The sequence below is a fragment of the Bartonella tribocorum genome (assembly GCF_002778015.1).
GTDB classification, from domain to species: domain Bacteria; phylum Pseudomonadota; class Alphaproteobacteria; order Rhizobiales; family Rhizobiaceae; genus Bartonella; species Bartonella tribocorum_B.
This window is the reverse complement of the sequence record NZ_NJPP01000010.1, coordinates 26,967-49,893: the sequence shown is the minus strand read 5'-3', so window position 1 is coordinate 49,893 and position 22,927 is coordinate 26,967. Positions and strand designations below refer to the sequence as shown.

Here is a 22,927-nt window from a genome sequence, read left to right as displayed (position 1 = left end):
TTTTGACTACTAAATACCCGCCTGCTAAGCGTTTTCTTTTGTTGATCGATAAGCGCTTGTTCTGCATTTTGTAAGTGTGCAACCATTTGCAATTTTGTTTCTTCATTTTGGATCATGGCTAGCATGCTTTTTATACGCGCCTGTAATTCAGCAATATTTTTTAAATCCGCTGTTGCATTTATTTTTTTTACGAGTTTTGAGATTTGTTGAAAACGATTTTCTGCTTCCTCAAAAACTTGCAAACTTATGGCTTTATCAATCGCTGCTGCACGTCTGATACGCTTAGTGATAGCAGAACGGTCGGCTTCATTTTCTTGGTGCAGAATCTTTGGAAGTAATTGAGCTACATCTGGATGATTGTCATAAATTGACTCTGGCTTCTTAAGAAAAAAACTGTTGAGAGTTACCAGCATATTTGCAAGTTCTTCAGCACTTAGTTTTTGACTTCCCGTTATAGACCCATGTATCTTCTCTAGTTGAGCAAGTTGTTTCTTTAAGACTTCGAGGAAGGCAGGGGTTGTTTGCACTTTCGGTGGTGGTGGTGCTGGTTTTTTGGGAGGCTGTGGGTTTGAAGATTGGAAATAATGCCACCATCCAATCGCAGCCATCGGTATTAACTGAGCTATTGCTAGATTTGAACTCCCCAAAGTTAAAGTTACTGCTACTATTATTGAAATGACCTGTTCCTTCATGCTTCCCTACTGCCATTTTTTATGTGATGGAAAAAAACTGGTAATCATTTTGTATGGCTTTTGCATTATCTCAAGTTGTCTCTTTAAGAGCTCGTAGGTCTTTTCCAACAGTAATTCCTCTTTTGAAACTAGGCATTCATAACGATAGTTCCGAGAATTCCAATCGTATTTGGAGCACGCATATACCAAATTCTGCCCCCCCAAAATTATTRCTACTGCTATCRAAATAACCTGTTTTTTCATRTTYCTCTCCTGTCGCTTTTTGCGTGATGTAAAAAAATCGGYAACYATATTGCYGRATCATCACCYACTTCTGCGATAATGCTTTCAGCTAATTCTGCGTTATCCGGTGTTCCTGATAACACTAAGAGCTCGTCACTAAAGTCGTGTTCAATGGYCGTTCCATCRCTTGTCATACGGAATTTACCGAGATCCAATTCCGCAAGCGCAGATTGATCTCCCTGCTTAATGAGAAATTGGCGACTAAACTCACCAAGCCCTTTAACGAGTTMAAATTCAGTATYTGTTAATTTAAAGCCTTTTGTATAATCTTCATAATTTGCTTTGRGGTTGGCTAGAAAAATATAAGTCGCACATTGYTGAATRAGTRTYTTGGCAATATTACTTYCCAAAGCATYGCTAGGCTCTTGTGTTGCGTAAACAAAAATACCATTTTGTTTACGGATAGTCTTTTGTTTATTTTTCGCCAAATCTTCAAAGTATGGATCTTGCAAAGGCTTCCAAAACTCATCAAAAATATACATAAACCGCTGCCCGCTAATCATACCTTCTGTACGGTAAAGCAGATACATCATCACCGGAGTGCGCGTTTCCAAGTTATCTAAGAACTCTGTGATATCAAAGCCGTAAATTTGATGGCTTGAGAGATCGAGAGCATCATGAGGATTATCAAACAACCATCCATAATCACCCCCTTCACACCATTTAAGTAAGCGAGCGTGCACAGATGGTGTTGCATTATAATCACTTAAATGCGGATTTGGTAAGAATTGTATCAGAAAAGATAAACGACGCAGCGATGGGTCAATGTTATTGCTCATAACAGACATAACAGCTTTATCAATTTCTGTCTCGTCGTGATGTGTGATCTCGCCACCAGCTTCTACCAATTTTTTAACAAACTGTTTCAGAAAAATCAGATTTTCTTGTGTGGGAGGAAGTTGAAATGGATTAAAACCACTTGATTTGCCCGGTTTGAATGCTAAATACCTCCCGCCCATCGCTCGAATGGCAATTTCCATACCGCGATCTTTATCAAAAACAACGGTTGTCGGCTTAAATTTTTGCGCTTGTGCTAACAAAAAACTGAGCAGCACAGTTTTACCAGACCCAGATTGTCCGATAAGCGCGGTATTACCGAGTAATCGCTTATCGGTTGAATCCTCTTCAAGTTTGGAGGCATGAAAATTAAAATAAAGTGGCGTTTTACTGGTTGTTTTAAGAATTGTAACTGCTGGTCCCCACGGATTTTCAGCAGGCTTTCCCGACATAAAGTTATGAAAAGATGAAAATGATAAAAAGTTCAATGATGTAATTGGGGCGGGGCGGGGTCTCCATTTCCAATTGCCAGGAAGCTGTGCCCAATAGCCAGCTTCTATCGCTAAATCCACAGGCTTAGGTAACACTGCAACGTCTAACAGTATTGCACTTGCTTTGGCCATATAGTCGCGAACTTTTTGAATTGTATCACCATAGATGGTCAATGTACAATGATGTTCTCCCATGACAAAATGACCACTGATAAGTTGATTTAGTGCTTCGTCAATTTGTGCAATTTGGCTTGTTGCCACATCACGTGCATCAATAAGATTGCGCTGATGCCTCTGTAAATAGTCTTTAGCAGCATGTCGAGAGAGCACCGAAAAACTCTGCGTCAATATGAACTCGAAGTCACTTTCCAGCAAAACATTCAGCTGTCCTGGTTTGGTTGTTGCGTCGTATTCTTTAATTTCCAACATTCCAAAGCGACGCATCCCATTGGTTGTGTGCAGCTCACCAAAAGCACCCCATTTGGAAAAAAATGGTCGATTGATAGACATGTAGTCAGAAAAACGATCATGGCAAATTGGCATAGGATGATGTTCACCATTAACAAGCATTCCAAGGAACTCAAGAGCAGAAGAATAAACATGCCCATTGTTTTCATAAACACCAAGAAGCTCTACACCATAATGCTTTAAAGATTGCCCTAAAGCATGATTAATGTCGTTAAGTTCTTTGATACATGAGTCTTGTCGCCTTTTTTTTTGATCAAGGGGTTCGCGCTCATGTTTAGAAAAGAACGACATAACTTTATCTGCTATCGGTTGGAAAACGACAGTCAGATATAGATCATTGACCATCAAATTGTAACCAGAAAAACTTTTTCGATACTTTTCATCCAGTTGATAGCAAAATATTTGATCAAATGTTGAATCAGGATATTCATAAACACGGCGGCGCACGATATGCGTCCAAAATGATAAATTAGCCGATGCAATACCCCGTAGAGTATTATTAAGCTCTTTTGTCCATTGAAAAATATCCTCTTCTGAAGCGCTTTGATGTGAACGTCCGTCAATTTTCCAAACTGATAAATATTCCGCATTCTTAGTAGAGATAATCGTATCGGTAATATGATGTGAATAAGGGAGGAACAGGCTTACAGGTGTCTCTGATGCAAGACGCTTGCTGTTTTCAACAGCTGTCATGTTTATCTCCTTTTACTATAGTTAGAGGGACTATAACTTGATGCGCCCCAAAAACCTTTATTGCGATTGCGAAATTTGGTGTCGATCCATAACCACCAGATACGAAACGCTTTATCATCGTTTTTAGTGATTTGAGCCATAATGAAGCACAGCGGTGGTGCAATAACCCACAAAAAGATATTTATTGTCATAGCAATAACAGCTACGCCCATAATCATAATAATAAGCGGCATCATAGGAACACCCCACATTGTTGGAACACGCGTTGCTCCTTTGAATAAGGGAAATTCTTTTTTCTCTTGTGAATGCATAGGTCTCTCTTACGACTGGAGATAAAATAATATGTTAGTAATATAAAAGGCTGCACCAGCAATAATGACACTGAATGCCCATCGCATAAATGTAGCTCTTGTAATGATGCGAAATAAATAAATAAGCAAAAAAAATAAAATAAGAACGGCAGCAACAATAGGAATAAGTACACTTAATCCGTATTGCATCCCTATGAAAACCTCTAAATTCTTTGTTATCGTTTGAGCATGTACAAATCGAGATATTAATAACATCACTAAAGTGACGACAATAATGCTAATTTTGTCGCATCTCTCTAATCGAAAAATGTCCAATTTTAATCGAAAAATGTCCAATTTTTTCATACCCTGTACCACTCTTTAATTTAAGCCGTTATAAATAAAACCATCTTCCTAATACGGGTATATTATTACTACTATACACCCATAATCAGCAAACATTTGAAAACATTATGTATTATATAGATTCACATCTACGACTTGAAGAACAGCGCAGCAAGTTGGGTCGCTGAGCCTGCGATGATAACACCAATAGCCCACCGTATAAATGTATCCTTTTCAATATAACGCCCTGCATAACCAATTGCTAGGCACAAAAGTATAACAGCAGCAGCAACAGGAATAATGTTTTTAAAAAGATCATCTCTCAGAGCCTCTAAGGCATCTTTAGCATGATCTAAACTTGCATATGCAGGTTGTATTATAAAAAATACAATTATAACTGCAAAAATTACTATGTTTCTATTTATATTTTGTAATGAGACATCAATCAACTTTTTCATATTCTGCTCTTATCAAGTTTCACGAACACTTCACATTTTTTAATACAACAAAATATTAACATAATATATTCAAATTTATTAAATATAAAGGCTTATATTAAAAACATTATGTATTATATAAATTCACACCTACGGCTTGAAGAACAACGCAGCAAGTTGGGTCGCTGAGCCTGCGATGATAACACCAATAGCCCACCGTATAAATGTATCCTTTTCAATATAACGCCCTGCATAACCAATTGCTAGGCACAAAAGTATAACAGCAGCAGCAACAGGAATAATGTTTTTAAAAAGATCATTTTTCAAAGTCTCTAAAGCATTTTTAGCATTTGTTAAGCTCGCTTGAGCACACGCAGAATTATTCGTAAAAAATACCGTTAGAGCCGCAGAAATTGCCGTTATTTTGTTGTTATTTTTTGACTGGAGGTTAATTAGTTTTTGCATATTGTTTAATCTCAACAAATTATATTTGATATAAATAACTTCTTTATGGAATAAAAAAATTCTATTGATGTGTACCTAAAGCATCGAAATCTATTTTACGAAAAAATACCTCATACTTCAAAAGACTTATGAATTTTTAAGTAATAAACTGGCAAGTTCAGCCGCTGAACCTGCAACAACAACCCCAATCCCCCACCGTATAAACGTCTCTTTTTCGATATAGCGTCCTGCATAACCAATTGCTAGAAACAAAAGTATAAGCGCAGCAGCAATAGGGACAATCTTCTTTAAGTCTGCCTGGAGCGTTTCTAAAGCCGTCTTTGCGTTTGTTAACCCATTTGCTAACACAGGATTGGACATAAAAAATACTGTTATAACTGCAAAAAATATAGCAATCCTATTGTGAGCTGTTGTGTGAAAAATATTTAACTGTTTCATGCTTTTTATCCCAATTAAGATTAAAACTTCCACAAATAACCCCTCTTTCATGAAGAAACTTAAAAAGATATTTGGGATCGGCCCAAGTTCTTAGTTTTCCTCTTTGTGTAAGCAATGTATATTTATTTGGTTTTCCGGTAACCGGATCATCGGCAATAAACGTAAAATACCACTCCCTTTCAGAACGCATTACAACTGTAATCTCACGCGCTTCCCCCCGACTAAGTGCTATATCAACGCTGTTTTGCTCTATCATTTTCATTTTTTGCCCTCAATTAGAATAGATTCTATCCAATCTTACTAATTAGAGCTTTAATATTTTCTTATCTAGCCCTCATTATACCATCCTATTCAAATTCTAGTTTTTATTTGTTAAAATACCAGTTATCACCTTAGCTGCTTTGTCGACGAAGAAGAATCTTCCGCAGAAAAAGCATCACGACCACTACTTTCTTTATGCGTAAACGCATCCTCTAATTCCTCTGAAGAAAGAGGAAGGGAACCCACTTGAGTTCCTACTTCTTCTTTTTTTAGCCTTATAGATTCTTGTAAATCCTCACCTCTTTGTTTATCAGCCTTCACCTTAGTATATGAATTAACTATCTGCGCACCAGCACTACCGTTTAAGTTTTCTGCGTTGTAAAAACTTAACGCGGACTGCAAGCTTACCTTTCCAAAAAAATAATTCGATCTTGTCTGTTCATAACAGTAAGTTAAAGTATTTTGCTCAGCTGCAAGATTCTTGTAAAAATCAAATACCTTAAAGAAAGAAAACCATTCCACATCTTTGACATCAATTTGCTCAAAAACTATGTCAAAATTATGTCTATTTCGTTTAAACTGTTCAGTTGTTGCTGTTTCTTTGGTTTTTTTTCTAAGCGAAGATAGTTGACAGAATAGTTTATCATCATGACCTATTATATAAACACAACCCCGTGCTCTTTGTTCAATAGGAGTTGAAAATACTGGGTGCGGGGCATTGGGTATGTATGCCGCAGCAGATATTGTGAAATCTGGGACAATCATCAGCAATACACCTTATTATAAAGAATTTTATTGATATAAATGCCAGTTTTACTGGGCACGTTTTCTCGCTGTTTCTTGATTTTACAAATTTGCAAAATGGAATTGTTTAGCTTAGAATATTCCCTGTTATTATTGTTTTTTTCTTTTCTAAGAAGATTGCTAATATCTTTGAATATCCAACAAACAAGATCAATCGATGGTATAAAATAGGTCAAACGACGCCAATCAATATTATTGATATGACGGAAAAAAATGCGGGCTTTAAGTAATAATGGTCCTTGAAATTTTATTGAAGTTGCTTGTTTTATATGATTTTTTAGTTGTAAAAAACGTTTCAAAGAGCATTTATAAGAAGTGAAAATTTGTTTTATAAGAGAGTACCTCTTATTATTATAATGAATTATACCCTCATTATAGGGGGAGGGCTTGTTCTTTGCTGCATATTGCCATAGTTTATAAAGCGATAATATATATTTACCTTTGACTACTGATTCATGAGAGTCAGAGAGGTGTGATGACGTTTGCGTACTACATTTTATAATTTCAGTCATTGAACTGAAAAAAAATGCAGTGCTGGAAACTGCGACACGAATAAATAATTCTTTGTGGTACACAACACATCTCCGTCAAAGTGATATATTTATCGCAATTTTAATTTCGATAACAAATGGACGAAAATTGTCTATAATTGTGTTTAAAATATGACAAAAAATAATTCTTTTTTGCAAGGGGAGTAAATTAAGGTGAATGATCTCAAAAATATGAATTTTGATGAACTACAAGAGATGCGTACACAAATTGATGTGGAATTGAAAAAACGCCAAGCAAAGGAAAAGCAAAATGCACGAAAAAAAATTCTTGAAATTGCTAATATCCATGGAATTGATATCGCTGATCTTGTGAGCAAAGAGCGTCATTATAGGAATCCCAATAATCAATGGGAATTATGGAATGGGCGTGGACGTAGACCTAAGTGGATTAAAGAGTGGTTGGAGAATGGGTATACACTTGATGAACTCGAAGTAACATAACACATGTGCGATATTTATAAGGAAAGGGAATATCAAGAGATATGTATGTAAAAAATAGGCTTTTTAGCTCATTTGATTGTATAAACATACTGAATGGATGTATGAGCCTATTGAGTTGTCACATAAAATAGTAAAAAATATGGACAAAGCTATCTGAATGTAAAAGGTATTGTTGTCGTGAGTCGGCATCATCATTATGTTTGCCAGTTTAAAATGTTATAATTGCTTTTGGCTTTTTGAAAGAGGGGGATGTTTTAATTCTTTGTGTATAATTTTACGTTGCCCTTTTTAGTCTAGGCAAATAAACGGTTTTATTGATTTTTTACAAAAAGGTTGAAATCAGAAGAGTTTATTGCGTCAGAAACATACAAACATCGTTGTTATAACAGCATTAAATCGCATACACATGCTTGTACCATTGAAGAGGCAGATCAACATTTGTTAGCTTAAATATTGTGACAGTTCTTTGTCTAGACGGTTTATAAAATGCATTTTTAGTCCTTGTCTATACAGTTTTACCCACATGCTCCATCTGCTTGTGATGTGCAAGAGACATGAGATTGGAAATGAGAACTCTTACGGTATTCAGGATTCTAAGTAACGATAAATGATCGTTATAAATCGATTTGTTATTTGATTCTAATCCAATATGTAAAATAATAATTTTATCAATCAATATGTTAATAAATTAACATTCTTATATTTTTACAATACTTATTCTATAGAGTAAAAACCTGATGTTCTGGATTTTGTTGGTTTTTTTTCTGTAAAATTATTATGTGAGGCATTCGCTTTATTTATGATCGTTCGGATGATTGTGATGAGTGAGCGTATAGAAAATAAAAATCTTCTATGGTGGGGTAGGGGGTTAATAGGATTTTGCGGTATGTTTTGAAGTGTCTGTGATTAAAATTCATTGATGGGCATTTATGAATGAAAAGTGCACTGAAAATAAAAAACTGGATCGTTTTTTATTTTTTCTTTTATGCTGTGGAATTTAAGAGAAAATACACAAGTTTACAATTGTGTGTGATGGTGTAGAGTGTAGAAAACTTTGTGGTATATCGAAATGTTTTTTCTAAAATCGCATAGCATTTCACAATAAGTTTTACAGGATTTGTCTGATAAATAGAACGCCATTATTTTTGCAAATTTACAGGCTTTTTAAAAGAAACGTCTTCAATGCAATTTAGCTTATTTTATGGCGCTTCTCATGAATAGTATAACGTAACAGTCTTTACAAATAATATAAAATCCATTGTTCATCATCATTTTTACTTCAATAAAAAATATAAGTTTGCGTTATGATACATTTTGCTAACTTTCAATGTTTGGGTAGTCCTTGGCACAAGGGATGTGGCATGAGAGGCTTTGTTTACTTTCTTCAATGACCTTTTATCCATATGCTAATCGCATTTGTGATGTGGCAAAGGGTGATTTTGATTGCTTCAATAGGAGATAGATTAGACATGAGGGTATTTTGCGAACTACAGCTTTCTCATTCAGCATGAAAACAATATAGTCTTCATTATTAAGTCAAAGTTATGTCTTATAAGAAAGTATTGTTTATTTTGTTATGCCTTGAAAGAGCGTCATTTGAAGTGTGATAAGATCGCTTTCATGATATTTTTGCAGGGTATGGTGAATATTCTTAAAGTATGGCTTGCTTGTTTTGCTTTATGGTAAGTGATGGAATACGGGAGGGGAAAATCAAGGGAAACTTACGCGACAAGAAACCGGATTGTTTACAGATCGGATTGAATGGGAGTTTTTGTTCTTTGAGGGGGAAGAAACCAAAGGGTGTAAAAAAGTGAAAGGGTGTGAATTTTTACTTAAAGTGGAAGGCCGTGTAGGAGACGGGGCGCGTTTGGGGTAAGGCCAGCAGCTTCTTGAATGAAATATTTTTTTATTTTTGGCATTTGATTGACGATTCCAAGACCAGTATCGCGAAGCATCCGTAAGAGAAGGTTATCGTTAGAAAAGAGTTTATTAAGCCAATCATTGCTTAAAGCCATACGAACAATTTCAAAACGTCTCCAGTTTTGGTAGCGCTCTAAAGCGGTGAGGGAACCAATGTCAAGACCCAATCGTGCTGTTTCAATAATCACTTCAGAAAGGGCAGCGCTATCGCGTAATCCTAAATTGAGTCCTTGTCCTGCAATGGGGTGGATGGTATGGGCAGCATCTCCGACGAGAGCAAAACGGGGCTTAATATATTGACGTGTTAAAGAAAGGTTTAGGGGAAAAGCTTGACGTTCACCATTCCAAGAAAGTTTTCCTAATCGATGACCAATGCGTCTTTCGAGTTCTGTTTCAAAAATAAGTGCATCAGCTTTGAGGTAATATTGCGCAGTTTTATGGTCTTCATTCCATACAATGGCGGATCGGTTTCCCTTGAGAGGGAGAAGAGCGAAAGGGCCGGCAGGCAAAAAATGTTGAATTGCTTGACCATTATGGGGTTTTTCATGCTCAACTGTGCAGATGATGGCTGTTTGTTTATAGGCATGAGAAAAGTTTTTAAGACCTGCTTTTTGGCGTAATTTCGAATGGGCTCCGTCGGCTGCAATAAGCAATTTTGTTTGCCAAACCTCTTCATTATTTAAAGTGGCAGTTGTGTGTTGGTTGTCTTGATGAAAATCAATGACACGCGTGTTTGCTATAACAGGGATATTGAGATCTTTTACACGTTTTTTTAAAGTGTTGATGAGTTCTCTATGTTCTATCATAGTTGCAAAGGGCTCATCGGGGGTGATGTCGCCTTCAAAGGTTAAAAGAGTTGGTTTGACAGGATCACTTATGCTTGTATCTGTGATGATCATTGAGTGAATGGGTTGCGCATAGGGTTTGATAGGTTCCCAACACTGCAATTGTTTTAACATACGAACAGCAGCAGCAGCAAGGGCTATCGTTCGTATATTAGAAGCAGGAATATCTCCTTGTGGAGCAGAATCAACGATTTTTATTTTCAAATTAGGAGCTGTTTGCTTGAGTGCTATTGCGAGTGTTAAACCGACAGCCGCTCCCCCTGCAATGAGAAGATCACATTGCTTGATTTTATGAGCTTTTATTTTTTTATTGGTTTTTACATCTTTATGGTGATTAGAATACACAATATTTCTTCCATTATTTACGGGGCTTTTTCCATTATTTACGGGTTTTTTCCCATTGTTTCAAGTTTTCTCCCTGCTTTATAAAGATGAGGTTTTTCTTTGGGTGTCAATCTGATGACAGATGAGCGTTTTAGAGTTTTTTTGCTTGACTTGTGTGACTCACTTTACAGATTTATCGGATCAGCCTTTTTTGAATGTTTCCTTCATCTCTTTTTACACTTGGTTGATAGAAAAGAAAACTAAAATTAGAAAAAGATGGGGGGCTTTTTAATTTGTATGAATGTCCTTTAATATACTTGTGCTGAAGGGTACATTGAGGAGGATAGATTAAGGAAAATTTGTTCATTCGTGATGGTTAAAACAGTATTAATATTTTACTGTTACCGTAGTGTAATGTGACCTTTTGTTTAGGAGAGTGATAGGGCTTATGTAAATCTTACAACCCATGTAAAACTTTACACATGAGGTGTTTTTTTGTTGTGCGTGTAATAAATATTTTAGGGTAGGACTTTTTTCGTGCTTTATGAAGGATTGTTCCTTACGGTGGTGGTGTATGGGCGACATAAAGTGGAAAGAAGTGGAAAAAATAGAACGCGTTAGATTAGAAATTGGATTGTTGACAGATGACCATGGACAGATCGGCGCTGAGTGTGAGCTTCGTCCTTTTTTAGGAGAGGGAGAAAGTTATAACTCTTTAAATGTGAAAGTTTTGTATTTGGGATTGATGGATGCACCGAAACTCTTCTCCTTATGATTCATTGGAAGCGCGAGATTCTCAAGGTTTTCGGCTTATTGAGATGTTTTTACGTCAGATTGGCGTGTTTATTGGGCTTGGGCTTTTGGGCTTTATTATTTTTTGTGTGTTTGCTTTGGCGACGTGGAATGTTGCTGATCCCTCTTTAACCCATGCAAGTACAAATGAGGTTACAAACTTTATGGGGTGGTTGGGGGCGATTTTTTCAGATTTTATTATGCAGTTTTTTGGCTTGGCAAGTCTTGCTGTTTTATTGCCACCATTATTTTGGTCTTTTCTCTTATTGGCACAAAAAAATATCTACAATTTGTCTTTGCGCTTTTTTTTGTGGGTGATATCAACAATTTGTTTTTTAATGGCTTTTGCTCTTATAACGCCTGTTGCTTCTTTTACTTATTGGCCATTACCCATGGGGTTGGGAGGGGTGTTAGGGGATAAAGCTTTAAGTGTTGCTTCTTCAATCTTTCCTCTTTTTCTGTCTCCGTTTTATACGGTACTCTTCAGTGTTGTTTTTATCCTTTTAGGCTTTTTCACTGCCGCTTTTGCTGGGAATGTGATATGGCGGCGTCGAACAAAGAAAAGAAAAGAAAAAAGCATTCCAAAAAGCAAAATCGTTGAACCGGTTTTTGAGATAGAGGAGGATGTGGAATATGTTGCTGAGGAAGATCGTGAGAAACACAGTTTTTTTGCGACAACTTTTGGTGCTCTTTTACATCTTTTTTATTGTTTACAAGCGCGTTTTTTTCGCCTTTTCTGTTTCAAAAGGCCTTTTCAGAGTAAGGGGCAAGGCAAGGCATCTGATCGGATTGAACCAACTTTTGGGGGCGAAGAAGAAAAGTGTGCGGAAAATCAAAATAAAGCCTATGCTTCTTCTTCTGTTAAAAGTCGAAAGTCTTTAACAGCTTTTTCAAATGGTGGTTTTGTTCTTCCACTTTTGGATTATCTATCAGTTCCGCCTCTGTCTGTGAGGGATGCAAAACTTTCTCCAGCTGCTTTAAAAGCAAATGCTCAGGAACTTGAAGGTGTTTTGTTAGATTTTGGGGTCAAAGGAAAAATTATAGATGTTTGTCCTGGACCTGTGGTCACTTTATATGAATTTGAACCGGCAGCAGGCATTAAGTCTTCTCGTATCATTAGCTTGGCAGATGATATTGCGCGTTCGATGCGTGCGATTTCTGCGCGTGTTGCTGTGGTTCCAGGGCGCAATGTGATTGGAATAGAATTGCCCAATGCAAAGCGTGAGATGGTTTATTTAAGGGAGATTGTGCAAGCGCAGGAATTTGTTGAAAGTAAAGCAAAATTAGGGCTTGCTTTGGGCAAGACAATCGGGGGGGAAGCTATTATAGCGGATTTAGCAAAAATGCCGCATCTTTTGGTTGCTGGTACAACAGGATCGGGAAAGTCTGTTGCTATTAATACAATGATTTTATCATTGCTTTATCGGATGACGCCTGAACAATGTCGTCTTATTATGGTGGATCCGAAAATGCTTGAACTTTCAGTTTATGATGGCATTCCCCATTTGTTAACACCCGTGGTGACAGATCCTAAAAAAGCAGTGATTGCGCTTAAATGGGCTGTTCGTGAAATGGAAGAGCGCTACAGTAAAATGTCAAAACTTGGTGTTCGCAATATCGATGGGTTTAATACTCGTCTTAAGGAGTCGGAAAGTCAAAAAGAGACAATGGTGCGTACAGTTCAAGTGGGCTTTGATCACGATACTGGTGAACCTCTTTATGAGACGGAAACGCTTGATTTTAGTCCTATGCCCTATATTGTTGTTATTATTGATGAAATGGCTGATTTGATGATGGTCGCTGGTAAAGATATTGAAGGCGCGGTTCAACGTTTAGCACAAATGGCACGTGCCGCCGGTATCCATGTGATTATGGCGACACAGCGTCCTTCTGTTGATGTTATTACTGGAACGATTAAAGCCAATTTTCCTACACGTATTTCTTTTTCCGTCAGTTCAAAAATCGATAGTCGAACAATTTTAGGCGAACAGGGGGCAGAACAATTATTAGGGCAGGGAGATATGCTCTTTATGATGGGAGGAGGACGTATTCAGCGTGTGCATGGACCTTTTGTTGCAGATGATGAAGTGGAGCAGGTTGTTGCGCATCTTAAAGCGCAAGCACGACCGGATTATTTGGAAACAATTACCCAAGAAGTTGAAGAAGATGGTGCGGATGTTGCTTCAGATTCTCCTTCAGCAGATGATCCCTATAGTCAAGCTGTTGCTATTGTTCTTCGTGATCGTAAGGCTTCAACCTCTTATATTCAACGCCGTTTGGGTATTGGCTATAACCGTGCTGCAACATTGATTGAGAGGATGGAAGAAGAAGGTATCATTAGTCCAGCAAATCACGCAGGGAAACGAGAAATTTTAGTCCCTGCCGAAGAAGAACGCTTTTGAAAAGTTTTTATAATCGCCTTTAAAAAATATATTATAAAACAGTCCATTATTTTTCGTTATCTTATGACACTATAAAATCCAGTGTCGTTTGACAGTTAGGTTTTGCATTAAGTGGGAAGAGGTGGGATTAGTGAAAAATACGTGATAATTTATTGTTTTTATGTATAACTTTTACCATTAAATGCGCGTTTTGTCAAAATAGATTTTGACACCTAAAATGGTCAAAAAACGCGAAAAATGGTAGAAATTGTGATTTTGTAGAAAAAATAAGAGAAGGCTTTGAAAACCCTTTGAGAACCTCTTAAAAACCCTTCGAAAAAAATAAATTGATGCAAAACTTGCTGTCAAATTATGCAAAATCCGATGACAAGCTGCATACTGTATCTATAATATATGCGTTTTCAATATTTAACAGCCTTTAGCACTTGAGGTGATTCACAAGAAGCTATTCTTTATCTTATATCATTTTACCTACACGTTAATCTTGTTTGTAATGTACAAGATAAGTAATTTGAATTAATTTAATATGAGAGAGTATGTGGTGAGAGGATGTTACAGTATTTGGTGTTATGATTTCAGTTAAATAATGATTTATGATGATAAATCATTATGTTATGCATATAAAATAGTGTCATTGTGGGAAGAAAGCATGCGAAGCTCGATATTTCAGTGTTTTTGCTGTTCTAGATCTTTCGATCTTACGGCAAAACCAGTTGCGTCATGTGATTTTCCAGTCTGCTTTTATATAATACATTAATTTATAATGATAGTTTAATTTCTTGTATATTGGGTGAGAATACCGAATATCGTAAGGTTCTCTTATTTAAAACCTATTCCATGTTGAATCAACCAAAACCATTTTCTTGCACGCCATAATGGGATGAGTATGTGGATAAAACTGTACAAGAAAAGACTAAAAATGCTTTTTATGAACGCTCTCAAGTGCCAAGAGCTGTCGCAATATCCACGAGTTGGCAAAGTGTGTGATGGTGCCAGCTCATTCCTTCTTAAGCGTAAAGATGGAGGTGCTTAATGGATTTTATACCATTCACAGACACCGTTTTGAGATGGGCTTGGGTGCATTTTGAGACTTGCGTGCGCTTTAAGAGATGTTTTTTTAAAAAAAGCCCGTGAATGTGCAACTGGATGGCGTTTTGTTTTTTGCTAAAGTCATGATTCCATTAAAGAGCGCGATAAACAAAAGTGTGGGGCAATAAGCAATTTTCATTATTTAAAAGATATTGCTTTGGGCACTTTTGAAAGCTGTAAAGCTGAATTAAAAGGAGATGAGAAAGATGGTCAATGGTTTTTACTTTTATGCCTGTAGGACAAGGGCGTGTCTGTCGCGTCCTTAGTTTAAGTGAATGATATGGAATGGGAAGCCAAGTAAAACCTGCTAAAATTTAAAAAATTTACAGAACGGTTCGGTTGAGAATTTCTATTCTTTTTTGGGGGAGGAAGTCAAAAAAACGTTTTTGCTCCTTAAAAGAACTTTCAGGTTCGTGAGCAATATGTTTAGGATTTAACTCCGTAGGTGTATTGTCTATAATGCATATTTTTTCAAAGGTTAGGGGAGGGAAAGAATATATTATGCGTTTAGAAAATTGGAAAAAAATAGAAAATTTGAGTGTTTTTTGAAACTCAAAAGCAGACTGGTTATTTGGAAACGATACCGTAAGAGATTACAAGAAATAAATAAAGATGTTTCTTTGGCTTTTTCTTTAGCAGATGATCCCTATCGTCAAGCTGTTGCTATTGTTCTTCGTGATGGTCAAGCTTCAACTTCTTATCTTCGACGCCGTCTGGGTCTTGGTTATAATCGTGCCGCGACATTGATTGAGAGGATGGAAGAAGAAGGTATCATTAGTCCAGCAAATCATATGGGTAAGCGGAAGGTTTTAGTTTCTGCCGAAGAAGAACGTTTTTGAAAAATCTTTTGATAGTTTTTTTAAACAATATCTTTATCTTATAAAGCAGGGTATTTATTCACTATGGGTGGCTTAATTATAAATGATAAAGTCAATTGAATATTGTTTGGGAGCATTTTTTATGAAAAAATCTTTTTTACCGCAAAGAAGAGTCTTTGGGTTTGTGGGGTTTCTTATTTTTGGGTGTTTAACTTTTCCTGCTTTTTCACAAGCATCTAATAAGGTGGCAAAAGCGCAAAATATTGCCAACCACTTTGCGGCAATCAAAACAATGACAGGTGACTTTATTCAATTTAGTCCGAAGGGGAAAATGTCTCAAGGAACATTTTATCTTGAGCGTCCAGGAAAAATTCGCTTTATTTACAAGAAAATGCCTTTACAAATCATTGCAGATGGTCAATTCGTGGGCATTAACAATCGGGCTTTAAATACTTGGAACTTTTCACAACTTTCGCAAACGCCAATGAAGTTTTTATTGGCTGATAAAATTGACGTATCATCTGGGCGTTTGTTGGCATTTCGCGAAGATCCAGGCGCCGTAACGCTTGTTCTGCGTGATAAAACAATTGGGGCAGGGCAAATAAGGATGGTGTTTGATTCTAAAGGATCTGCTTTGCGGCAGTGGACAATTGTTGACCAACAAAACTTGGAAACAACAGTGCAGATTATGAATGTGCAAACAGGCGTTCGTTTTGCTCAAGGAATGTTTACACTTCCTTCGAAAAAATAAAATAATAGGGTCATATCATTGGGATTGAAATAGATGTTTTTTCGTATTACGACTTGGAATATTAATTCTATTCGTTTGCGCCTTGCACAGGTTTTTCAGTATTTGCAACTCTTTCCTGCCGATGTTTTGTGTCTACAAGAAACAAAATGTCCTGATGCTTTATTTCCAGTGGAGGCTTTTGAAGCAGCAGGATATAAGTATATCGCACTGAATGGACAAAAATCTTATAACGGGGTGGCGATTGTTTCTCGTTTGCCTTTTAAAAAGGTGAACAAGCGTTTCTTTTGTCAAAACCAAGATTGTCGCTATATCTCAGTGATTGTGGAAGCCTATGGGAGAAGCTTGCGGATTCATAATTTTTATGTTCCTGCTGGAGGTGATATTCCTGACGCTTTGGTGAATGAAAAATTTCGTTATAAGCTTGATTTTTTGGAAGAAATGTCTTGTTTTCGCGCCGATCAGGAAAAGGGGGTGTCTTCTCTCTTGCTAGGTGATTTGAATATTGCTCCTTTAGCAGAAGATGTCTGGTCCCATCAGCAACTGTTGAAGGTTGTAAGCCATACACCCATTGAAACTAAGCGTTTACAAAATTTGCGCTGTCAAGGTGGATGGGTTGATCTTATGCGGTTGCATATTCCTGTTCCTGCTAAACTTTACACATGGTGGAGTTATCGTGCTCGCGATTGGGCTCTTACGGATTATGGGCGGCGGCTTGATCATGTTTGGTCCTCTCAAGATTTAGCGCCTTTTATGGCGAATCTTTCAACTTTTCGTGATGCGCGCGGGTGGGAACGTCCTTCAGATCATATTCCTGTGCAAACTGTATTTGATTTTTCACGTTAATTTTGAGATAACAGGTAAATAAAATATTAATATTACATAATGATTCTGAAAAAATGCGGGAGACTTGATGCATATAAAAAATCTCAAAAGGGGCGCTTCTCGCGGATTATTTTCTAGTGTTTTGCTGTGTTTTCTTTTGTCGGGATGTATGGTTGGTCCGAATTATCATAAAACATCTTTTTCTGTTCCAGCGCGATGGGGACAGCAGTCTACACAGATATCAGGGCATTCAATTGCCCTTGCAGGATGGTGGCAGCGTTTAAATGATCCGGTTTTAAATGCGTTAATGGATCAGGCAATTTCTGGAAATAATAATGTTGCGGTTGCCAAAGCTCGGGTTCGTGAGGCTCGTGCAAGCTTAGGGCAAGCGGTGGGATCTTTGTTGCCAAGTGCGTCAAACACAATTTCAGGAACCCGTAGCGGATCTGGACAATCTGATACATTAAATCAATATCGTAGTGGATTTGATGCAAGTTGGGAGCTTGATTTTTTTGGAGGGCATAAGCGAGGTGTTGAAGCCGCACAGTATGGTCTTGAAGCGGCAGTGGAAGATATGCGTGCGACGATGGTTATATTGTTAGGGGAGGTGGCAACAAATTATGTTCAAATGCGCGGTTGGCAACAAAAATTGTTGATTGTACGGCAAATTGCTGCGGCACAACGCAAAACATATGAGTTGATGCGTGCTAAATTAACAGCTGGTGATGTTTCAGAGCTTAATGTTTCAAATGCAAAAGCGCAAATGGCTAATACAGAAGCCGATATCTCTCAGATGGAAGCAAATGTAGCCATGAGTATGCATCGCCTTTCTGTCTTAACAGGTCATGTCCCTACGGCTTTAAAGGATCTTTTGCAAAAAAATGCCAAACACGTCAAAATTCCACAACCACAATGGCCAATACCAGCAGGAATTCCAGCAGATATTTTGTTGACGCGTCCTGATTTACGACGGGCAGAGCGCCAATATGCACAAGCCACAGCGCGCATTGGTCAACGTGAGGCAGAACGTTATCCGTCGCTTACATTAACGGGGAATATTTCAACAGCAGCAACAGCAATGGACCAATTATGGAAAAGTTCAACCATTGGTTGGTCTTTTGGCCCCGGTCTTCGTTTTCCCTTCTTTAATGGAGGACAGATTGCAGCCTCTGTTGCGATGGCAAGGGCACAGCGTGATCAGGCCTTTATTACTTATCGGGCGGCTGTGTTGGGGGCTTTGGAAGATGTTGAAAACGCGCTCGTGCGATTAACAAAGGAACATCAGCGTCTTGAAAAGCTGGTCGTTGCAAATAAAGCTTTTTTGCATTCTTTAAAACTTTCACAAAGTCTTTTTGAAAATGGTAATACCAGTTTTCTTGAATTATTAAATGCTGATCGTTCCTATTATTCTGCGCAAATGGCACTTAAAGATAGCCGCATTGCTCTAGCTACCCAATATATTGCTCTGATGAAAGCATTAGGGGGTGGATGGGATGGTGTTGTTGATGTATCACGTCCAGAAGTTGTTGATGGTGTTCCCCATTCGCTTGCAAAGGTAAGGCAATGAAAAAAAGTTTCATCAAAAATTTCATTACAAAACGCAAAAAACTTTCATTTTTTCTTATTTCTCTCTTCATTATCATTTTATTGTGGCTGCGTTCTGTTTTTTTGGGAACATCTACACCAGTGTATATGACAGCTGTGGTGAAGCGTGGTGATATCGAGAAAAGTGTTTTGGCTTCTGGACTTGTGCGTCCTTATCGGTTGGTGGCGGTTGGGGCGCGTGCTACGGGGCGCGTGGTTTCCATGCATGTTTTTCCGGGTAGTATTGTCAAAGAAGGGGATCTATTGGCAGAAATTGATCCTACAGATCAAGAAAATGATCTGAAGAGAAAAAAAGCAGTATTATCGCGTTATTATGCGAATTTAGTAGAACAAGAAGCTTATCTTTCTCTTGCACAGAAAAATTTAGAACGGCAAAAAAAGATGATCGAATCACGTGCAATTTCAAAAGCTAATCTTGATGATGCGGCAACACAAGTGAAAATACGTGAAGCACAAATTGCTCAACTGCGTCAGCAAATTGTACAAGCCCAAATTGATGTGGAGAGCGCAGAGGTTAATCTCAGTTATACACGGATAACTGCTCCTTCAGCGGGCACGGTTTTAGCAACCGTTGTTGAAGAAGGACAGAATGTTAATGCTGTTCAGTCGGTGCCTACAATTGTTATTTTAGGCGATTTATCAAAGATGACAGTCAAAGCGAAAATTTCGGAAGCTGATATTCTTAAAGTTCGCGTTGGGCAACCTYTTTATTTTACGGTACTGGGAAATTCAAACCGCCGTTATAAAGGGAATTTAGAAAGGGTTGATCCGGCTCCTGAATCCATTCGTGCTGATGTAAGTATTAACCCTGGCGCAGGAGGTTCTAACTCTCTCTCACCTTCAGCGATTTATTATAATGGGATTGTGCATGTTGATAATAAAGACAACTTTTTGCGAACTTATATGACCGCTCAAGTTCATATTATTTTAGGACGTGCTCGGAATGTTTTATTGGTTCCAAGTGATGCTTTGCGTGATGAAACTAAAGAACACAAAGCATGGGTTTCATTGTTGGTGGGGGGCAATAAAGTGGTGTCAAAACAAGTGACCGTGGGGCTTAATAACAAAGTGATGGCAGAGATTGTTTCAGGGCTTGAGGAGGGGGATGTGGTTATTACTGGTTCGCGTGATGGTGTGATGCTAGAAATTCCTGATGAACACAGTGAAGATGAGAATTAAGCTATGAAAACAGAAAAAGCAGATGCTATTTTCGTTTTAGAAAATATTGTGCGCAAATTTCCTGCGGGTGAAACATTTGTTACTGTTTTGAAAGAGATTAATCTAACCATTAAACGTGGTGAAATGGTGGCGATTGTAGGGGCTTCCGGTTCTGGAAAGTCCACATTAATGAATATTTTAGGCTGTCTTGATCGACCAAGTTCTGGTCGTTATTGGATTTCAGGAAAAGAAGTAGATTCTCTTTCTGCTGATGAATTATCCGCTTTGCGGCGCAATCATTTTGGATTTATTTTTCAACGCTATCACTTGTTGAATGAATTAACGGCTCTTGGCAATGTTGAAATTCCAGCTATTTATGCAGGCTATGCACCGGATGTGAGAAAAAAACGTGCTCAGGATTTGTTAGTACGCTTAGGGATGGGAGAGAGAGTCAACCATCGTCCTAATCAGCTTTCAGGAGGGCAGCAACAACGGGTATCTATTGCGCGAGCATTGATGAATAATGCGGAGGTTATTCTTGCTGATGAGCCAACCGGTGCTTTAGATAAACATAGTGGGCAAGAGGTCTTGCGTATTTTGGATGAGCTGCATCAAGAAGGGCGCACTATTATTATCGTAACACATGATATGCAGGTGGCTAAAAGAGCAGATCGTATTATCGAAATCAGTGATGGGGAAATTATTGCTGATAAGCTTTCAAAAGGCGCAAAAACAAAAACGAATGTTCAACCTCTTCAGGAGCAACGGAATCTAAAAGATCAAAAAACACTGGGGTATTTTCGTTCTTTTGTTGAACGTTTTCGTGAAACGTTTGTGATGGCTTTGTTGGCGATGAATGCACACCGGATGCGGACTTTTTTAACAATGCTCGGGGTCATTATCGGTATTGGAGCGATTATTGCCATGGTGGCTTTGGGAAATGGAACGCGGGAAAAAATACTAGAAAATTTTAAAAGCTTGGGCTCCAATACCTTGACAATCTTCCCTGGGAAAAGTTTTTCTGATCCACAAGCAGTGAAGATAACGAGTTTGGTGGAAGCCGATGCAGAAGCCCTTTCTGATCTCCCCTATGTTTCTGGTGTGACACCTCAGATTTCAGCGAATTCTACCGTTCGTTTTGGTTCTATTGAAGTGAATGCTGTGATTTCTGGGGTGGGAGAACAATTTTTCCAAACACAAGGGCTTAAGGCTGTGGAAGGGCAGTTGTTTGATCAAGAAAGTGTGCGTGAGCGCGCTGTTGATCTCGTCATTGAAAAGGAAGCTGTTGCTATTCTTTTTCCTCATAGCCATGAGAGCCCACTTGGAAAAGTGGTGCATGTGGGAAAAGTGCCTGCCCGTATTGTTGGGGTGGTTGATCCGAAAAATACTGGAGGTAACTCAAATACGTTGCAGATTTATTTGCCCTATACAACCGTGCAAACGCGTTTTCTTGGAACAACGCGGGTTCGTGCTATTATGGTTAAAATTGCCGATGAGGTTGATTCACATCTTGCTGAGACTATGGTTAGGCGTTTTCTCATTATGCGTCATGGTGGGGAAGATTTTTTCATTCGAAATTCAGAATTTTTCCGTGAACGTATTAGGGAGAGCACACATATCCTAACGCTTTTAGTGTCTTCAATTGCAGCGATTTCACTGATTGTAGGGGGGATTGGGGTGATGAATATTATGTTGGTCACGGTTTCTGAGCGGATCAATGAAATTGGGGTGCGTATGGCTGTTGGGGCACGCCAAAGTGATATTTTACAACAATTTCTCATTGAAGCAATTTTAGTGTGTATGATTGGAGGTGGCTTGGGAATCCTCTTGGGATTTTCTATTGGGGGATTATTTTTGCTTTTTAAGGCGCCGATACATCTCATTTATACACTTGATTCAATTATTATATCGCTTACTTTTTCCACCCTCATTGGAATATGTTTTGGCTTTTCGCCAGCGCGACAAGCTTCACGGCTTGATCCTGTTGTTGCACTCTCGCGTGATTAAGTGCTCATTAAGGCATGTTTGTGGTTCTATCTGCTTGGGTATAAGCGTTTTTGAAGCAAAATATGGATGGGCAAAAGTTTGATTATCCGCTGCTTTTCTCTTAGAAAAAGCTTCGTTCGTTCAGTGAGATATACCATTAGACTTATGAAGTTTTTTTAGCATAATACTTCATGTGAGGTGTTGCTGATCTAAGATCTGTAAGACTCCTTGAGGAATTAAGTGTTTTGAGAATGTGTGATGAATATTCTTGAATCTTACTTGTCTTTTTTTATAGGGTAATTCCGTTAAGGGAAAAGCTAAGTGGAATTTGCTAGAATTAAGACTATTGATGACTGAATTGAGTTAAGAAATTTCGTCTTTTGAGATTTAAAAAGAAAGCTAAATAGAGTGCGCGATGACTTTTAAGATTTAATCTAAAAAGGAAGGGGAAGTGGAATATGTATCTGCTAACAAACAAAAAAGTTGAAAGCAAAAATAGCTTAAATCTCGCCTTTCTAAAAAAACGAATTGATATATGAGGCATGTTGATTTCTATACTTTTCTTTTTGTTTATTCGTAGATTGGTTCTTTTTTTCACAAATTGTATGGCATTAGGAGGGGCATTGACTTTTTATAGCAGTCGAAGGAGTGTTCGTATGCGTAACTTGTTTTTATGAAAGTGTGGAGCGAAAATATGGGTGCCTATGAGGATCTAGCTTTCTCTGGAAGATGAGATGAACACACCTATGGGCTTATGATGGTGAGAATATTAATCACTGTATTTGTTATTTTGTGTATCGGTATCGCAGGACATTGGTTTTACAATATATTTTTATTGTGTTGAGCACCAGACGATATTGAACTTAAACTTTTTAAAGAGAGACCCCTTAAAAGAAGTTTGCAAAAATAATGAAACAAACCTCCATATTCTCGTGAATGATATACATTGCCTCATGTTTTTTTAGGGCGAGACGCTTTTT

The 22,927-nt window shown here is 37.9% G+C and carries 19 protein-coding genes and 1 pseudogene; 9 read left to right on the top strand and 11 right to left on the bottom strand.

Annotated features, from left to right (window positions below):
• From CEV08_RS04360 to CEV08_RS04310, 10 genes are all read right to left on the bottom strand, one after another.
• The coding region (locus tag CEV08_RS04360; RefSeq protein ID WP_100130530.1) for a type IV secretion system protein at nt 1–692 on the bottom strand (692 nt) is incomplete at its 3' end.
• Between the two features lie 239 nt (nt 693–931).
• Nucleotides 932–3,403, bottom strand: coding sequence for a VirB4 family type IV secretion/conjugal transfer ATPase (locus CEV08_RS04350; protein ID WP_100130525.1), 2,472 nt, complete (start codon nt 3,401–3,403; stop codon nt 932–934).
• A 2-nt stretch (nt 3,404–3,405) separates the two neighbouring features.
• A complete protein-coding gene (locus tag CEV08_RS04345) occupies nt 3,406–3,714 on the bottom strand; it encodes a type IV secretion system protein VirB3 (protein WP_100130524.1) in 309 nt (102 codons plus the stop codon).
• A 9-nt stretch (nt 3,715–3,723) separates the two neighbouring features.
• Entirely contained in the window at nt 3,724–4,059 is a 336-nt protein-coding gene (locus CEV08_RS09895; protein ID WP_100130523.1) for a conjugal transfer protein, read from the bottom strand.
• Between the two features lie 128 nt (nt 4,060–4,187).
• On the bottom strand, nt 4,188–4,496 hold the full coding sequence (gene trwL, locus CEV08_RS04335) for a VirB2 family type IV secretion system major pilin TrwL (protein WP_100130522.1): 309 nt from the start codon (nt 4,494–4,496) through the stop codon (nt 4,188–4,190).
• A 129-nt stretch (nt 4,497–4,625) separates the two neighbouring features.
• Nucleotides 4,626–4,940, bottom strand: coding sequence for a VirB2 family type IV secretion system major pilin TrwL (gene trwL, locus CEV08_RS04330; protein WP_100130521.1), 315 nt, complete (start codon nt 4,938–4,940; stop codon nt 4,626–4,628).
• A gap of 126 nt (nt 4,941–5,066) precedes the next feature.
• Nucleotides 5,067–5,378 (bottom strand): VirB2 family type IV secretion system major pilin TrwL, encoded by a 312-nt coding sequence (gene trwL, locus CEV08_RS04325; protein WP_100130520.1) that lies wholly within the window; start codon nt 5,376–5,378, stop codon nt 5,067–5,069.
• Complete coding sequence (korA, locus tag CEV08_RS04320) at nt 5,338–5,640, bottom strand: KorA family transcriptional regulator (protein ID WP_100130519.1); 303 nt, start codon at nt 5,638–5,640, stop codon at nt 5,338–5,340. The genes trwL (CEV08_RS04325) and korA overlap by 41 nt, the downstream gene beginning before the upstream one ends.
• A gap of 125 nt (nt 5,641–5,765) precedes the next feature.
• Nucleotides 5,766–6,404, bottom strand: coding sequence for a TrwN protein (locus CEV08_RS04315; protein WP_100130518.1), 639 nt, complete (start codon nt 6,402–6,404; stop codon nt 5,766–5,768).
• Complete coding sequence (locus CEV08_RS04310) at nt 6,404–7,018, bottom strand: hypothetical protein (RefSeq protein WP_100130517.1); 615 nt, start codon at nt 7,016–7,018, stop codon at nt 6,404–6,406. Before CEV08_RS04310 ends, CEV08_RS04315 begins: the two co-directional genes overlap by 1 nt.
• Before the next feature lie 129 nt (nt 7,019–7,147).
• On the opposite strand from CEV08_RS04310, the gene CEV08_RS04305 reads away from it, so the two are divergent.
• Entirely contained in the window at nt 7,148–7,435 is a 288-nt protein-coding gene (locus CEV08_RS04305; RefSeq protein ID WP_100130516.1) for an H-NS family nucleoid-associated regulatory protein, read from the top strand.
• A gap of 1,832 nt (nt 7,436–9,267) precedes the next feature.
• On the opposite strand, the gene CEV08_RS04300 is transcribed toward CEV08_RS04305, so the two are convergent.
• On the bottom strand, nt 9,268–10,545 hold the full coding sequence (locus tag CEV08_RS04300; protein WP_100130515.1) for a ubiquinone biosynthesis hydroxylase: 1,278 nt from the start codon (nt 10,543–10,545) through the stop codon (nt 9,268–9,270).
• 553 nt (nt 10,546–11,098) lie between these two features.
• On the opposite strand from CEV08_RS04300, the gene CEV08_RS04295 reads away from it, so the two are divergent.
• The 8 genes and pseudogenes from CEV08_RS04295 (at nt 11,099) to CEV08_RS04260 (ending at nt 21,968) form a co-directional block, all read left to right on the top strand.
• Nucleotides 11,099–11,299: a hypothetical protein gene (locus tag CEV08_RS04295; RefSeq protein WP_100130514.1), complete on the top strand. Its 201-nt coding sequence runs from the start codon at nt 11,099–11,101 to the stop codon at nt 11,297–11,299.
• Nucleotides 11,274–13,718 (top strand): FtsK/SpoIIIE family DNA translocase, encoded by a 2,445-nt coding sequence (locus CEV08_RS04290; RefSeq protein WP_100130513.1) that lies wholly within the window; start codon nt 11,274–11,276, stop codon nt 13,716–13,718. Before CEV08_RS04295 ends, CEV08_RS04290 begins: the two co-directional genes overlap by 26 nt.
• Nucleotides 13,719–15,415: 1,697 nt before the next feature.
• Nucleotides 15,416–15,646, top strand: a pseudogene (locus CEV08_RS04285) (DNA translocase FtsK); the annotation flags it as partial.
• Nucleotides 15,647–15,767: 121 nt separating this feature from the next.
• Nucleotides 15,768–16,376 carry a LolA family protein gene (locus tag CEV08_RS04280; RefSeq protein WP_100130512.1) on the top strand — a complete coding sequence of 203 codons (609 nt, stop codon included), beginning with the start codon at nt 15,768–15,770 and terminating at the stop codon, nt 16,374–16,376.
• A gap of 33 nt (nt 16,377–16,409) precedes the next feature.
• Nucleotides 16,410–17,219 (top strand): exodeoxyribonuclease III, encoded by an 810-nt coding sequence (locus CEV08_RS04275; RefSeq protein WP_100130511.1) that lies wholly within the window; start codon nt 16,410–16,412, stop codon nt 17,217–17,219.
• 67 nt (nt 17,220–17,286) lie between these two features.
• Entirely contained in the window at nt 17,287–18,765 is a 1,479-nt protein-coding gene (locus tag CEV08_RS04270; protein WP_100130510.1) for an efflux transporter outer membrane subunit, read from the top strand.
• Nucleotides 18,762–19,982 (top strand): efflux RND transporter periplasmic adaptor subunit, encoded by a 1,221-nt coding sequence (locus tag CEV08_RS04265; protein ID WP_100130509.1) that lies wholly within the window; start codon nt 18,762–18,764, stop codon nt 19,980–19,982. Before CEV08_RS04270 ends, CEV08_RS04265 begins: the two co-directional genes overlap by 4 nt.
• Before the next feature lie 3 nt (nt 19,983–19,985).
• Nucleotides 19,986–21,968 (top strand): MacB family efflux pump subunit, encoded by a 1,983-nt coding sequence (locus tag CEV08_RS04260; RefSeq protein ID WP_100130508.1) that lies wholly within the window; start codon nt 19,986–19,988, stop codon nt 21,966–21,968.
• The last annotated feature ends 959 nt before the right edge of the window (nt 21,969–22,927 follow it).

Coding starts and splice junctions, on each gene's coding strand:
- CEV08_RS09895 (WP_100130523.1), bottom strand. CDS start 4,059: ATGAAAAAATTGGACATTTTTCGATTAAAATTGGACATTTTTCGATTA.
- CEV08_RS04295 (WP_100130514.1), top strand. CDS start 11,099: ATGGGCGACATAAAGTGGAAAGAAGTGGAAAAAATAGAACGCGTTAGA.
- trwL (WP_100130521.1), bottom strand. CDS start 4,940: ATGCAAAAACTAATTAACCTCCAGTCAAAAAATAACAACAAAATAACG.
- CEV08_RS04290 (WP_100130513.1), top strand. CDS start 11,274: ATGCACCGAAACTCTTCTCCTTATGATTCATTGGAAGCGCGAGATTCT.
- trwL (WP_100130520.1), bottom strand. CDS start 5,378: ATGAAACAGTTAAATATTTTTCACACAACAGCTCACAATAGGATTGCT.
- CEV08_RS04345 (WP_100130524.1), bottom strand. CDS start 3,714: ATGCATTCACAAGAGAAAAAAGAATTTCCCTTATTCAAAGGAGCAACG.
- CEV08_RS04315 (WP_100130518.1), bottom strand. CDS start 6,404: ATGATTGTCCCAGATTTCACAATATCTGCTGCGGCATACATACCCAAT.
- trwL (WP_100130522.1), bottom strand. CDS start 4,496: ATGAAAAAGTTGATTGATGTCTCATTACAAAATATAAATAGAAACATA.
- CEV08_RS04270 (WP_100130510.1), top strand. CDS start 17,287: ATGCATATAAAAAATCTCAAAAGGGGCGCTTCTCGCGGATTATTTTCT.
- CEV08_RS04260 (WP_100130508.1), top strand. CDS start 19,986: ATGAAAACAGAAAAAGCAGATGCTATTTTCGTTTTAGAAAATATTGTG.
- CEV08_RS04275 (WP_100130511.1), top strand. CDS start 16,410: ATGTTTTTTCGTATTACGACTTGGAATATTAATTCTATTCGTTTGCGC.
- korA (WP_100130519.1), bottom strand. CDS start 5,640: ATGAAAATGATAGAGCAAAACAGCGTTGATATAGCACTTAGTCGGGGG.
- CEV08_RS04280 (WP_100130512.1), top strand. CDS start 15,768: ATGAAAAAATCTTTTTTACCGCAAAGAAGAGTCTTTGGGTTTGTGGGG.